The organism is Geodermatophilus sp. SYSU D00696 (assembly GCF_054050235.1).
The window spans coordinates 1-12,893 of the sequence record NZ_JBJGYY010000067.1 but is presented as its reverse complement, the minus strand read 5'-3'; the positions used below and the strand labels follow the sequence as shown (position 1 = coordinate 12,893).

General features: G+C 77.3%; 12 protein-coding genes and 1 pseudogene. 8 read left to right on the top strand and 5 right to left on the bottom strand.

Annotation, left to right across the window (positions count from 1 at the left end; all coding sequences use genetic code 11):
* Positions 1 to 609, bottom strand: a pseudogene (locus ACI79O_RS23810) (HNH endonuclease); the annotation flags it as partial.
* A gap of 227 nt (positions 610 to 836) precedes the next feature.
* On the opposite strand from ACI79O_RS23810, the gene ACI79O_RS23805 reads away from it, so the two are divergent.
* The 3 genes from ACI79O_RS23805 to ACI79O_RS23795 all read left to right on the top strand — a co-directional run bounded on the left by ACI79O_RS23805 (position 837) and on the right by ACI79O_RS23795 (position 3,532).
* Positions 837 to 1,142 carry a hypothetical protein gene (locus ACI79O_RS23805; protein ID WP_456874896.1) on the top strand — a complete coding sequence of 102 codons (306 nt, stop codon included), beginning with the start codon at positions 837 to 839 and terminating at the stop codon, positions 1,140 to 1,142.
* A gap of 189 nt (positions 1,143 to 1,331) precedes the next feature.
* On the top strand, positions 1,332 to 3,119 hold the full coding sequence (locus tag ACI79O_RS23800; RefSeq protein WP_456887433.1) for a DEAD/DEAH box helicase: 1,788 nt from the start codon (positions 1,332 to 1,334) through the stop codon (positions 3,117 to 3,119).
* Positions 3,120 to 3,289: 170 nt separating this feature from the next.
* Positions 3,290 to 3,532 (top strand): DUF6458 family protein, encoded by a 243-nt coding sequence (locus tag ACI79O_RS23795; protein WP_456887434.1) that lies wholly within the window; start codon positions 3,290 to 3,292, stop codon positions 3,530 to 3,532.
* A 13-nt stretch (positions 3,533 to 3,545) separates the two neighbouring features.
* On the opposite strand, the gene ACI79O_RS23790 is transcribed toward ACI79O_RS23795, so the two are convergent.
* Together ACI79O_RS23790 and ACI79O_RS23785 are read right to left on the bottom strand one after the other, a co-directional pair.
* On the bottom strand, positions 3,546 to 6,479 hold the full coding sequence (locus tag ACI79O_RS23790) for a helix-turn-helix transcriptional regulator (RefSeq protein ID WP_456915357.1): 2,934 nt from the start codon (positions 6,477 to 6,479) through the stop codon (positions 3,546 to 3,548).
* 38 nt (positions 6,480 to 6,517) lie between these two features.
* Entirely contained in the window at positions 6,518 to 6,643 is a 126-nt protein-coding gene (locus ACI79O_RS23785; protein WP_456887436.1) for a hypothetical protein, read from the bottom strand.
* 169 nt (positions 6,644 to 6,812) lie between these two features.
* On the opposite strand from ACI79O_RS23785, the gene ACI79O_RS23780 reads away from it, so the two are divergent.
* The 3 genes from ACI79O_RS23780 (at position 6,813) to ACI79O_RS23770 (ending at position 10,298) form a co-directional block, all read left to right on the top strand.
* A complete protein-coding gene (locus ACI79O_RS23780) occupies positions 6,813 to 8,198 on the top strand; it encodes a glucose-6-phosphate dehydrogenase (protein ID WP_456915356.1) in 1,386 nt (461 codons plus the stop codon).
* 214 nt (positions 8,199 to 8,412) lie between these two features.
* Positions 8,413 to 9,684, top strand: coding sequence for an ArgE/DapE family deacylase (locus ACI79O_RS23775; protein ID WP_456915355.1), 1,272 nt, complete (start codon positions 8,413 to 8,415; stop codon positions 9,682 to 9,684).
* Complete coding sequence (locus tag ACI79O_RS23770) at positions 9,681 to 10,298, top strand: HD domain-containing protein (RefSeq protein WP_456887439.1); 618 nt, start codon at positions 9,681 to 9,683, stop codon at positions 10,296 to 10,298. Before ACI79O_RS23775 ends, ACI79O_RS23770 begins: the two co-directional genes overlap by 4 nt.
* Here ACI79O_RS23770 and ACI79O_RS23765 read toward each other — a convergent pair.
* Complete coding sequence (locus tag ACI79O_RS23765; protein WP_456887440.1) at positions 10,258 to 10,545, bottom strand: DUF4031 domain-containing protein; 288 nt, start codon at positions 10,543 to 10,545, stop codon at positions 10,258 to 10,260. The two genes, ACI79O_RS23770 and ACI79O_RS23765, sit on opposite strands and share 41 nt — an antisense overlap.
* A 34-nt stretch (positions 10,546 to 10,579) precedes the next feature.
* Here ACI79O_RS23765 and ACI79O_RS23760 point away from each other — a divergent pair, with 34 nt between their 5' ends.
* Positions 10,580 to 11,575 (top strand): Gfo/Idh/MocA family protein, encoded by a 996-nt coding sequence (locus tag ACI79O_RS23760; protein ID WP_456887441.1) that lies wholly within the window; start codon positions 10,580 to 10,582, stop codon positions 11,573 to 11,575.
* Here ACI79O_RS23760 and ACI79O_RS23755 read toward each other — a convergent pair whose 3' ends face one another.
* The gene (locus tag ACI79O_RS23755; RefSeq protein ID WP_456887442.1) at positions 11,576 to 12,361 is read right to left on the bottom strand and encodes a DUF72 domain-containing protein; all 786 of its coding nucleotides are present in this window, start codon (positions 12,359 to 12,361) and stop codon (positions 11,576 to 11,578) included.
* Positions 12,362 to 12,385: 24 nt separating this feature from the next.
* On the opposite strand from ACI79O_RS23755, the gene ACI79O_RS23750 reads away from it, so the two are divergent.
* The gene (locus ACI79O_RS23750) at positions 12,386 to 12,790 is read left to right on the top strand and encodes a VOC family protein (RefSeq protein ID WP_456887443.1); all 405 of its coding nucleotides are present in this window, start codon (positions 12,386 to 12,388) and stop codon (positions 12,788 to 12,790) included.
* Positions 12,791 to 12,893 lie beyond the last annotated feature (103 nt).

The window sequence follows — 12,893 nt, the reverse complement described above, 5'->3', positions numbered from 1 at the left end:
GCTCATCCCCTCGACCCGGTCCGGACGAGCCGACACCCCGCGCTTCCGCACCGCGCGCAGCAGGTCATCGGCGGCGGCGCGGGCGGTGCGCGTGAGCAGCTCCCGGCGGGCCTTGGCGCCCAGCTGCGCCGGCGTGGTGTGCCGCCCGGCGGCCCAGGCCAGCAGCTCCCGCTCGATGGTGGTGCGCAGGGTGTCGTCGGCGATCGGGGCGACCTTGTCGAGCAGCGGCCCCAGGTGCCCCACGTGCAGCGCCCCGGACTCCAGCGCGGCCAGCGTGCCCGGCAGCCGGTGCACCAGGGTCAGCGACCGCTCCAGCAGCGCCTGCGCGGCCTGGGCCGACAGCGCCAGCGCGACCGCCAGCTCGTCGGTGGCCCACTCGCTCACCGGCCGGAGCAGGTCAGGACGGGCGGCCCAGCGGTCGGCGGCCATCGCCCCGCGCTCGCCTTGCTGCCGGTCGACGGAGGCGGGACGGGTGGCGGCGAACGCGGCCACCGCCCGGGCCCGGAGCGCGGTCTGCCGGGCGATCTCCCGGTCGGCGGCCTGCACCACCCCCAACGGCCCCGACGCCCACCCCACCAGGGGCTCGTCGACCGCCAGGACTCCCGCCACGTATTCGATCATACGTTCGATTGCGAAGTCGCACAAGGCGCGTAGTCGAGAAAGTCCAGGTCAGCGCCTCGCGGCCAGGAAGCGATCGGCGCGGACCACAACACGACCGGCGGGGCTGCAGAAACCAGAACGGCCAGCCCGTCGCCGGGACCAGGAACCAGCCCTGATCAGCGCCAGGACGAACGACCAGCCTGCCACCACCGGCCCGGTCGTCCTATCGTCCTCGGGTGACCACGAAGGACCTCCAGGAACTCGTCCGGCGACGGCTGTGGGAGCTGGGCGGGTCGGTGGTCGAGGCCTCCCGCCGGGCCCGCGGCGCCGTCGCGCCGGAGGTGCTCGAACGGATCGCGCACACCCGCGGCTGGGCCCTGATCAGCCCCTGGATGGCCGCTCACCTCGCCCGCGCGCTCGACGTCCCGGAGAACCGGGTGCGGCGCGCGGCCGGCCTGCCCGAGGTCCCCGACCCGCGGGCGGACGTGCCCACCGGACCGCACCTGCGGCTCGTCCACGGCGAGGGGCGCGCCTCCGGCTGACCGTGACCGCCGCGACGGGACGGACCGGTCCGACCGGCGTGTGAGGCGCACCACCCCACCGTCGGCCGCCACAACGAAGGCGCAGGTCAGACGCGTACGGACCGGCCCGTATACGTGGTCGCACGGGAGGCGCGCGGGAGGCAGCCGGTTGGGCGTGTCTCCTCCGCCGCAGGCAGGATGAGCCCCGAGATGGCGAGTGCAGCACGGGCCGGGGCGGTCGCCCCGCAGACGACCAGCCGACCGCTCCGGGCGTGGCAGCAGGCCGCCCTCGAGCGCTACGAGGAGGCCGCCCCCAAGGACTTCCTCGTCACCGCGACGCCGGGCGCGGGGAAGACGACCTTCGCGCTCACGCTGGCCTCGCGGCTGCTGCAGCGGCGCGAGGTCGCCCGCGTGATCGTCGTCTGCCCGACCGACCACCTGCGGCTGCAGTGGGCCGACGCCGCCGACCGGATGGGCATCGTGCTCGACCCCGGCCTGACCAACGCCGTCGGCCCGGTGCGCGCCGGCACCCAGGGCTACGTGACGACGTATGCGCAGGTGGCCGGCAAGCCGATGCTGCACGCCGCCCGCGCCACCGCCGTCAAGACGCTGGTGATCCTCGACGAGGTCCACCACGCCGGCGACGGCCTGTCGTGGGGTGAGGCGATCGAGGAGGCCTACGGCTTCGCCGCCCGCCGGCTGTGCCTGACCGGGACGCCCTTCCGCACCAAGCCCGACGAGCGGATCCCCTTCGTGCGCTACGAGGAGGACGGCTTCGAGGGCGACGCCGGGGAGGCCGGCGCGGGGCTGGTCAGCCGCGCCGACTACACCTACGGCTACAAGGAGGCGCTGGCCGACAGCGTCGTCCGGCCGGTCGTCTTCGCCGCCTACACCGGCACCTCGCGCTGGCGGAACTCGGCCGGCGAGGTGGTCGCCGCTTCCCTGTCGGAGGCCGGCACCCGCTCGGTGGAGATGGCCGCCTGGCGCACCGCGCTCGACCCCAAGGGCCAGTGGGTGCCGCACGTCATCGCCGCGATGGACGAGCGGATCACCCACCTGCGCGAGAACGGCATGCCCGACGCCGCGGGGCTCGTGCTGGCCAGCGACCAGGACGACGCCCGCGCCTACGCCCGGATCGTCAGGCGGATCACCGGCAAGGCGCCCGAGCTGATCCTCTCCGACGACCCCAAGGCGTCGAAGAAGATCGAGCGGTTCGCGGCCGGCTCGGCGCGGATCGCCGTCTGCGTGCGGATGATCTCCGAGGGCGTCGACGTGCCGCGCGCCGCCGTCCTGGCGTGGATGACCTCCTACCGGACGCCGCTGTTCTTCGCCCAGGCCGTCGGCCGCGTCGTCCGCTCCCGGGCGCCGCACGAGACCGCCACGGTGTTCCTGCCCGCCGTCCGGCCGCTGCTGGGGCTGGCGGCGTCGCTGGAGAAGGAGCGCAACCACGTCATGCCGCCGCCCAAGGCGGCCGACCCCGAGGCGCTCGACCTCGACCCGCTGCCGCCCAAGGAGCGCGAGGCGGTGGGCCTCAAGCAGTGGGAGGCGCTGGAGGCCGACGCCCGGTTCGCGCACGTGCTGCACGGGGGGACGGCGCACACCGGCGAGGCCGGCGGGCCGCTGGCGGTGGCGCCGGAGGACGAGGACTTCCTCGGCATCCCCGGCCTGCTCACCGCCGAGCAGACGGCGTCGCTGCTGGCCAAGCGCGACGACGAGCTGCGGCTGCGGATCGCGCAGCGGGTGCACGAGGAGGACACCGGGGAGCTGCCGATCGTCGAGGACCACCCCGACGAGGACGACGCCGGCCGGTCGTGGCGCGACGCCGCCGAGCTGCGGCGGGAGATCAACCGCCTGGTCAGCCGGGTGTCGGCGAAGACGTCGACGCCGCACGCCGTGGTGCACACCCAGCTGCGCCAGCACGTGCCCGGCCCGCCGTCGGCCTCGGCGTCGGTGGACGTGCTGCGCGCCCGCCGCGAGCGCCTCCGCACGATGCTCTGAGGTCGGGCACGTCCGCGGAAGTGCACGACTCGGACCAGCGCGGCCACCCGTTCGGGTCATCCCGGGCCCGCGACCGGTTCACCGCCGGGGCGCCGGGGCACCCGGGCGCCGCGGCGGGCGGACCCCGGGGAGCCCCGAGGGTGTGGCCCCGCCGCAGGGAGGGAACCGCGATGCGTCTCGGAACCGCCATCGTGCTGCTCGCGCTGGGCGCCGTCCTCACCTTCGCGCTGCGCGTCGACGTCAGCGGCATCGACCTGCAGGTGGTCGGCTGGATCCTGATGGCCGCAGGCGCCCTGGGCATCGTGCTCGAGGTGGCGTTGTGGGCTCCGCGCCGTCGCCGGGTCACCCGGACCGAGGCGCACGACCCCTACGGTGGGCCGGCCCGGCGGACGACTACCGACGAGACCTACTGACCGCGCGGGTTCTTCAGCCCGTGGGGAGCAGGCCCCGGGACGCGGCGACGGCGACCGCCTCGGTTCGGCTGCCCGCGCCGAGCTTGGCCAGGATGTTGCTGACGTGCACGCTGGCGGTCTTCTCGCTGATGTAGAGCTCGCTGCCGATCTGCCGGTTGGTGCGGCCGCGGGCGAGCAGCGCCAGCACCTCGGTCTCCCGCGGCGTGAACACCGCGGCGGTCTCCACCACCCGGCCGGCCCCGGGCAGCTCCAGCCGCGCGCGGCGGGCCAGCGCGGTCACCGCGCCCAGCAGCGGCTGCGCGCCCAGCGACCGGGCGGTGCCGGCCGCGGCGGTCAGCGGCCCGAGTGCGGCGTCGCGGTCGCCTGCCGCGACCAGCGCCTCGGCCAGCCGCCACCGGCAGCGCGCCTGCTCGTAGACGTGCCCGTAGCCGAACGCCTCCGCGGCGGCCGACCACAGCCGCGGTGACGCCTCACCGGCCAGCCGGGCGGCCTCGGCGTCGAGCCGGGCCAGCCACGCGGCGGCCTCGACGCCGTGCGGCCCGACCGCGCGGGCGTGGTCGGCGACCGCGTCGCGGCCCAGGGTCACCAGGGACTCCCCCGCCGCCGTCCACTCCGCCAGCGCCGCGGCGTCGCCGGTGAGCCGGGCCGTGGCGGCGGCGTCGGCGACCGGCGCCAGCGCCGTGGCCACCAGCCGCACGACGGCGAGCCGCTCGTCGCCCCACAGGTCGGCCAGCGTCGCGGCGGCACCGCGGGCGCTGCGGACCGCGGTGGCCGGGTCGCCGCTCCAGGCGGCGACGTCGATCTCGGCGCCCGCGGTGGCCAGCAGGAGCAGCACGTGGGTGTCGAGCCGGCCGGCCAGGCCCCGGGCCCAGGCGATCCGCGCGGCCGCCGAGGGGTCGCCGCGGCCGACCTGCACCAGCAGGCCCGCCGCCCGCACGTGCGCCGCCATCTCCGGCACGCGCGCCAGCCGGTCGGCCAGCGCCAGGCTGCCGTCCCAGTCGCCGAGCACGTAGCGCGAGACGACGCCGAGGTGGCGCAGCTCCGCCGCGTAGAACGACCACTCGACGCCGAGCACCCGGGCCCGCGTCAGCCCCTCGTCGCTCCAGCGCAGCGTCTCCTGCACCGCCCCACCCTCGTACGCGACGATCGCCAGGTTGAACAGCACCCGGATCTCGACGTCGGCGTCGCCGGAGCGGCGGGCGCGGACCAGCGCCTCCTCCAGCCGCGTGGCCAGGCCGTCCCCGCCGCGGGAGCGGGCCAGCGACACCGCGACGTCGGCCCAGGCGCTGTCCAGCCCGAGCGCGTCGGCGGCGGCCAGGGCCTCCTCGGCGGCGGCGTCGCCCTCGGCGCGCCGGCCCACCTCGTAGCAGGCGCGCGCGTGCGTGGCCGCGGCCCAGGTGCGCGTCGGCGAGGGCGGCGTGGCCGGGACCAGTGCCATCGCCGCCGTGGTCTCGCGCACCGCGGAGGCCTGGTCCTCGATGCGGGCCAGCGCCTGGGCCAGCGTGTAGTGCACCCGCGCCCGCAGGTCGCGGTCGCCGTCGGGCCCGAGGACCTCCTGCGCCGCCCGCAGCAGGGCCACCGCCCGGTGCAGCTCGCCGCCGCGGCGGGCGGCGGTCGAGGTGTCCAGCAGCAGCTCGGCCTGGCTCCGCCCGGCCCGCTCGGTGGCGTCGGGCACGGCCGGCCACAGCGCGAGCGCGGCCTCCAGGTGCTGCAGCTGCTCGGCCGGGGCGCCGACCCGCCGGGCCTCGTCGGCGGCCTCCAGCGAGGCCGCCAGGGCGCCGGCCAGGTCGTTGCTCCCCCGCAGGTGGTGCGCCCGCTCGGCCGCGGTGCCCGCGGCCGGGACGGCGGCCAGGTGCGCGGCGACCGCGGCGTGCAGCCGGACGCGCTCGCCGGGCAGCAGGTCGGCGAGGACGGCCTCGCGCAGCAGCGCGTGCCGGAACCGGTAGGCGCCGTCGGGGCCGACGACGAGCAGGTGGGAGTGCACCGCCTCGGCCAGCGCGCGTTCCAGGTCGACGTCGGAGAGCCCCCCGACGGCGGCGACGAGCTCGTGGCGCACCCGCCGGCCGGCCACCGCGGCGACCCGCAGCACCTGCTGCGCGGCCGGGCCCAGCTGCTCGACCCGCGCGAGCAGCACGTCGGTGAGGCCCAGCGGCAGGGTCTCCCCGGCCAGGCCCGCGGCCAGCAGCTCCTCGGCGTAGAACGCGTTGCCCTCGGCGCGGGCCACGACGTCGTCGACCGTGCGGTCGGGGACCCCGGCGGCCAGGCCGCGGACCAGCTCCTCGACGGCGGCGTCGGGCAGCGGGGCCAGGTCGAGCCGCTCGACGCCGGGCAGCCGCACCAGCTCGGCCAGCAGCGGGCGCAGCGGGTGGCGGCGGTGCAGGTCGTCGGAGCGGTAGGAGGCGACGACGGCCACCGGCTCGTCGTCGAGCCGGGCGAGCAGGTAGCGCAGCAGGTCGCGGCTGGAGCGGTCGGCCCAGTGCAGGTCCTCGAGCACGACGAGGACCGGCGCGTCGGCGGCCAGCCCGGCCAGCGCCCCGGCGACGGACTCGAACAGCTGGAGCCGGCCGTCGTCGACCGGGGGGCGGAGGGTGCGGACGGGGCTGGGCAGGTCGGCGGTGTCGGGCTCGTGGACGCCGCCCGGCCGCGCGGCGAACAGGTCGGCCGCGTCCTCGCCCAGCTCGGCGGCGACCGGCCGGAGCAGGTCGACGAAGGGCAGGTAGGGCAGGCCGACCTCGCCGAGGTCGACGCAGTGCCCGACGAGCACCCGCAGGCCGCGGGCGGCCGCGCGGGCGGCGAGCTCGTCGAGCAGGCGGGACTTGCCGACGCCGGCGTCGCCGGCCACGAGCACGGCCGAGCCGCGACCGGCGACGGCGCGCTCGACGGCGGACTCGAGCTCGGCGAGCTCGCCGGCCCGGCCCACCAGGGGTCGCTCGTCCCACCGCGGCACGGCGCCGATCGTGGCACGCGACCCCGACAGCGCCGTGGTCAGCGAGGCCGACGCAGCCGCAGGGTCCGCCGGGGCCGGCGCCGGGTGCCCTGCCCGAGGGCCTGCAGCACCTCGCGCCGGTAGGCCAGCTCCGCCTCGAGTCCGGGGTCGGGGTAGGTGCTCATCGTCGTCTCCTCGTCGTGGTGGCGTCCGGTGGGGACGGCGACCACGGTCGGCCTGAGGCGGCACCCCGGGCATCGGGCGACCGGGCAGTCCTCGCCCGCCCCTGGGGTCTGAGACCCCCTCAGACGCGCCTGGCGCGCGCCTGAGGAGCCGGGCGGCGAGGCTGGGCACATGGCCGACCTCCCTCCGACCGTCTTCGTCCTCTTCGGCGCCACCGGCGACCTGGCCGCGCGCATGGTGCTGCCGGCCTTCGACCGGCTCCAGCGGCGTGGCCTGCTGCCCGCGGACTGGCGGCTGGTCGGCAGCGGACGCGGCGAGCGCTCCGACGACGAGTTCCGCGACCACGTCCGCGACACCCTGGCCGAGCACGGCGACGGCGGGCCCGCCGACGGCCTGCTCGACCGGCTGCGCTTCGCCGGCGGCGGGCACACGCCCGAGGACCCCGGGCAGCTGCTCGACGTCGTCGGGCGGGCGCGCGAGGAGATCGGTGCCGACGCCCAGCTGGTGCACTACCTCGCCGTCCCGCCCGGCGCGTTCGAGGGGATCACCCGCGCCCTGGACACCCACGGCCTGGCCGAGGGCTCCCGCGTCGTCTACGAGAAGCCCTACGGCACCTCACCTGCGGACTTCCGCGAGCTCGACGAGCTGGTGCACTCGGTCCTCGACGAGGAGCAGGTCTTCCGCATCGACCACTTCCTCGGCAAGGAGGGCACCCAGGACCTGCACGTCCTGCGCTTCGGCAACGGGCTGTTCTCCTCGGTGTGGAGCCGCGAGCACGTCGCCCAGGTGCAGGTCGACGTGCCCGAGACCCTCGACGTCGCCGACCGCGCGGAGTTCTACGACGCCACCGGCGCGACGCTGGACATGCTGGGCACCCACCTGTTCCAGGTGGCCGCCGAGGTCGCGATGGAGCCGCCGGCCTCGCTGACGTCGGCGGACCTGCAGGAGGCGCGCGAGGCGGTGATGGCAGCGTTCCGGCCGCTGGCGCGCGAGGACGTCGTGCTCGGCCAGTTTGAGGGCTACCGCGACCTCGACGGCGTCGCCGACGACAGCCGCACCGACACCTTCGTCGCGGCACGGCTCTGGGTGGACACCGATCGCTGGCGCGGGGTGCCGTTCCTGCTGCGCACCGGCAAGCGGATGGCCGAGTCGCACCAGCGGGTGACGCTGGTGATGCGGCGGCCGGACGGGCCGGTCGGCGCCACCCCCGGCGGCGGGAACACCGTCTCGCTGTCGCTGTCGGGCGCGGGCTCCCTCGACCTCGGCCTGGTCGCCAAGCGGCCGGGCCCGGACCTCGACCTCGCGGTCGCCGGGGCGTCGCTGGACCTCGGCGCGGTGCCCGGCGGCGAGCCGCTGCCGGCCTACGCCTCGCTCATCCACGACGTGCTGGTCGGCGACCGCTCGCTGTTCACCACCAGTGCCGGGCTGGCCCAGGCCTGGCGGGCGGTCCAGCCGGTGCTCGACGCCCCGCCGGAGGTGCGGTCCTACGCGCCGGACTCGTGGGGGCCCGAGGCGGCGCAGGCGCTGGCCGACCCGTGCGGGTGGGTGCTGGGCTGAGGTGGGGTCCGGACCGGGCTCTGGTCGCCTCGCGGCGAGAAGCACGACGCGGCTCCAGCCCCCGACCGGGGTCGGGGCGGTAGTCCGCGAAGGCGGTATCCAATTGGCACCCGGGGACACAGAATCGCCCGGTCCGGACGACACCGAAGGTACCCCTCCCCCGGCCGATGACACACGGGATCGCCGCCACACCGCACCTGCCAGACTCCGCCCCGTGGGCTCCCTGACGCCGACCGAGGCGGCCGTGCTGGACGCCGTCGACGAGGCCGCCGCCGTCGACCTGCTGTGCCGGCTGGTCGCCGTCCCCTCGGTCGGCGGCACCGCGGCCGAGTGCGAGGTGCAGGCGCTGGTCGCCGCGGAGCTCGACGGCCTCGGCTGCGACGTCGACCGCTGGGCCATCGACCTGCGCGCGGCCGCGACCGCTCCGGACGCGCCCGGTCAGGAGGTCGTGCGCGAGGAGGCGTGGGGCGTCGTCGGCACGCTCCCCGGCGCCGACGACGGCGACCCCGCGCTGGTCCTGTGCGGGCACTCCGACGTCGTGCCGACCGGCGACCGCGCACTGTGGGCCGGCGACCCGTTCACCCCGCGGCTCGACGGCGGCGCGGTGCACGGCCGCGGCGCCTGCGACATGAAGGGCGGCCTGGCCGCCGCGCTCGCCGCGCTGGCCGCCGTGCGGGCCGCGGGCGTGCGGCTGCGCCGGCCCGTGGCGCTGCACAGCGTCGTCGGTGAGGAGGACGGCGGCCTGGGTGCGTGGGCGACGCTGGCCCGCGGCCACCGCGGCGACGCCTGCGTCATCCCCGAGCCCACCGACGGCGCCGTCGTCACCGCCGCGGCCGGGGCGCTGACCTTCCGACTGGAGGTGACCGGTGCCGCGGCCCACGCCGCGATGCGCGACCGGGGGGTCAGCGCCGTGGAGCTGTTCGCGCAGCTGCACGCCGACCTGCGCGACCTCGAGGCGGAGCGGCAGCGCGGCGCCGACCCGCGCTTCGCCGGCGAGCGCTACCCGTTCGGGCTGTCGATCGGCACCGTGCACGCCGGCGACTGGGCCTCGACGGTGCCCGACCGGCTGGTGGCCGAGGGCCGCTACGGCGTGCGGCTGGGCGAGCCCGTGCCGGCCGCCCGCGCGACGTTCGAGGACCGGGTCGCCGCGTTCTGCGCGGGGCACCCGTGGCTGGCCGCGCACCCGGTGCGGGTGACCTGGACCGGCGGCGCCTTCGCCAGCGGGGCGCTGCCGCCCGGGCACGAGCTCCTCGACCAGGTCCGCGGCGCCGTCATCGACGCCGGCGGCCCCCCGCCGCCCGAGCGGGCCGTGTCCGACGGCACCGACCTGCGGCTCTACGCGGCCGCCGGGATCCCGACGCTGCACCTCGGCCCCGGCGACCTGCACCTCGCCCACGGCCCGGCCGAGCGGGTGCCCGTGGCCGAGGTGACCGCGGTCGCCCGGGCCCTCGCGCTGCTCACCGTCCGGCGCTGCGGGGTCGCGTGATCGGCTACGAGGACTTCGCGGCGCTGACCGGCGACTCACCCACCGCGCGCACCGAGTGGGCCGCCGTCGTCGCCGCGTGGAGCGAGCCGCACCGCCGCTACCACGACCTGCACCACCTGGCCGCCGTCCTCGGGCTGGTGCGCGAGCTGGGCGGCGCCGCGGAGGACCCGGCCGCGGTCGCGCTGGCCGCCTGGTACCACGACGTCGTCTACGACCCCCGCCGCGGCGACAACGAGCAGGTCAGCGCCGAGCGGGCCCGGGCCGGGTTGCGCGGCCTGGTGCCGCAGGCGCGGCTGGACGAGGTCGTGCGGCTGGTGCTGCTCACCGCCGGGCACGACGCCGCGCCCGGTGACGCGAACGGTGCGGTGCTCTGCGACGCCGACCTCGCCGTCCTGGCCGGGCCCCCGGACGCCTACGCGGCCTACGCCTCCGCCGTCCGCGCGGAGTACGCCCACCTGTCCGACGAGGTGTTCACCGCCGGGCGGATCGCCGTCCTCGAGTCGTTGCTGGCGCTGCCGGCGCTCTACCGGCTGCCGGCCACACGGGAGTGGGAACCGCGGGCGCGGGCCAACCTCACCGCGGAGGCCGCCCTGCTGCGCTCGCGCGCTTCCTGACCCGCAGGCCCGCGGCGGTCAGCCGGGTGAGCAGCTCGCGGGCCCCGACCGGCTGCGCCCCGGCCGCGACGGCGACGTCGTAGAGCTCCTCGGGGACGTCGTAGTGGTCGCCCTGGAACGCCCGGCGCGGGATGCCCAGCTCGGCGGCGACGAAGGCGTGCAGCTCGTCGTGGGAGACGTCGCTGACCAGGTGCGACCACCGGCGCCCCCGCCACGGCCAGACGGGGGTGTCGATGAGCAGGGCCACGGGCCCAGTCTGCCTCCCGGCTACGGTCGACGCCGTGGACGAGATCCGCTGGGGCGTCGTCGGGCCGGGCCGCATCGCGCAGAGCGTGATGGGCGACTTCGCGCACGTGCCGGGGGCGCGGCCGGTCGCGGTGGCGTCCCGCTCGGCCGACCGGGCGCAGGCGTTCGCGGAGCGGCACGGGCTCGAGCGCGCCCACGGCTCCTACGCCGCGATCGTCGCCGATCCCGACGTCGACGTCCTCTACGTCGCCACCCCGCACCCGCAGCACCACGCCGTCGCGCTGGCCGCGATCGAGGCCGGCAAGGCGCTGCTGGTGGAGAAGGCGTTCACCGCGACGACGGCCGGCGCGCAGGAGGTGGTCGCGGCCGCGCGGGCGAACGGCGTCTTCGTCATGGAGGCGATGTGGACGCGGTTCCAGCCCGCCGTCGTCCGCCTGCGGGAGCTCGTCGCCGACGGCGCGATCGGCGAGGTGCGGTCGGTGCAGGCCGACCTCGGCGTCGACCGCGCCTACGACCCCGCCGACCGGTTGTTCGCCCTCGAGCTCGGCGGCGGCGCACTGCTCGACCTCGGCGTCTACGTCGTCTCCTTCGCCCAGATGCTGCTCGGCACCCCGGACACGGTGACCGTCACCGGCTCGACCTTCCCCACCGGCGCCGACGCCGAGGCCGCGCTGCTGCTCGGCTGGGACGACGGCCGCTCGGCCACGCTGACCACGTCGCTGCGCTACCCGACGCCCGGTTCCGCGCGGGTGTTCGGCACCGGCGGATGGATCGACGTCCTGCCCCGGTTCCACCACCCGGCCACGATCGTGCTGCACCGCACCGGCGCCGAGCCCGAGGAGATCACCCTCCCGCCGGACGGCACGGGCTACTCCCACGAGCTGGCCGAGGTGACCGAGTGCCTGCGCGCCGGGCGCACCGAGAGCGCGGTCATGCCGCTGGCCGACACCCTCGCCGTCCAGGACGTCCTCGAGCAGGCGGCGCACCAGCTGGGCGTCCACCACCGCGAGGACCCGCACGTCCTGGACTGATCAGGCGGCGCTCCACGCCGCGCCGGTCGCCTCCTCCGGCGTCGGCACGCGGGTGGGCGTGCGGCCGGCCCGCCGCACCGCGCCGGCGAGCGCGACCGCGTCGACGACGGCCGCCCCGCCGGGGTCGTTGTTGAGGTACACGAACACGTCCTCGTCGTCGGTCCAGGTTGCGGCCAGGCGCTGCGCCCACTCGTCGAGCACCGCCGGCGGGTAGCCCCACCCCTCGGCGCCGGTGTGCAGCCGCAGGTAGCCCCAGCCGGTGGTCCGCCACAACGGCGTCACCGGCCGTTCGGCGCGGTCGGCCCAGCACAGCGCCGCGCCGTAGCGCTCGAGCAGGGCGCGCACCTCGTCGGTCTCCCAGGTCGCGTGCCGCGGCTCCACGGCCACCCGCATCCCGGGCGGGAAGCAGGCCAGGCAGTCGCGCAGCAGCCCGGTGTCGGCCTTGAGCGTCGGCGGCAACTGCAGCAGGACGACGTCGAGCCGGTCGCCGAGGCCCGCGGCGTGCTGCACCAGGCGGGCCACCGGCTCCTCCGGCTCGCGCAGCCGCCGGACGTGGGTGAGGAAGCGGCTGGCCTTGACCGCCCAGCGGTAGTCCGGCGGGGTGCGCTCCCGCCAGGCGGCGAAGGTGTCCCGCTCGGGCAGCCGGTAGAAGGCGGCGTTGCTCTCGACGGTGGCGAAGTGGGCGGCGTGGTGCTCCAGCCACAGCCGCTGCGGCATGCGCTGGGGGTAGAAGCGGCCGCGCCAGTCGCGGTACTGCCACCCCGAGGTCCCGATCACCACGGCCACGCGGTCGGCCTACCCTCCCCCGTCGTGACCGACGCACCCGCCCGCTTCAAGGACCTCTGCATCGACGCCCGCGACCACCAGGCGCTGGCCGACTGGTGGTGCGCCGCCATCGGCTACGTCCGCCGCGACACCCTGCCCGACGGGACGCCGCGCGAGCGGGACTGGCCGGTGCTGATCGAGGACCCGGCCGGGCGCGGGCCCGAGCTCTGGTTCAACCCGGTGCCCGAGCCGAAGACGGTCAAGAACCGGGTGCACCTCGACGTCGTCGGCGACTCGGCGGCGCTGCAGGCCGCCGGTGCGACCGTGGTGCGGGCCTCGGACGAGCGCCCTGGGCACGAGGCCGACGAGGACGCCGGCGAGATCGGCTGGGACGTCCTCGCCGACCCCGAGGGCAACGAGTTCTGCTGCTTCCCGCCGCGGGAGGACTGAGGCCGCTCCCCGGGGGGGGGGGGGGGGGGGGGCGCGCCCCCGGGGGCGGCCCCCCCCACCCCCCCGCGCGCGCCCGCGCGCGGCCGCCCGCCCCCCCCCCCCC

Bases quoted from the DNA above. Each gene is read 5' to 3' on its own strand.
- ACI79O_RS23800 (WP_456887433.1), top strand. From the start codon at position 1,332: ATGGCGAGTGCAGCACGGGCCGGGGCGGTCGCCCCGCAGACGACCAGC.
- ACI79O_RS23795 (WP_456887434.1), top strand. From the start codon at position 3,290: ATGCGTCTCGGAACCGCCATCGTGCTGCTCGCGCTGGGCGCCGTCCTC.
- ACI79O_RS23785 (WP_456887436.1), bottom strand. From the start codon at position 6,643: ATGAGCACCTACCCCGACCCCGGACTCGAGGCGGAGCTGGCCTACCGG.
- ACI79O_RS23780 (WP_456915356.1), top strand. From the start codon at position 6,813: ATGGCCGACCTCCCTCCGACCGTCTTCGTCCTCTTCGGCGCCACCGGC.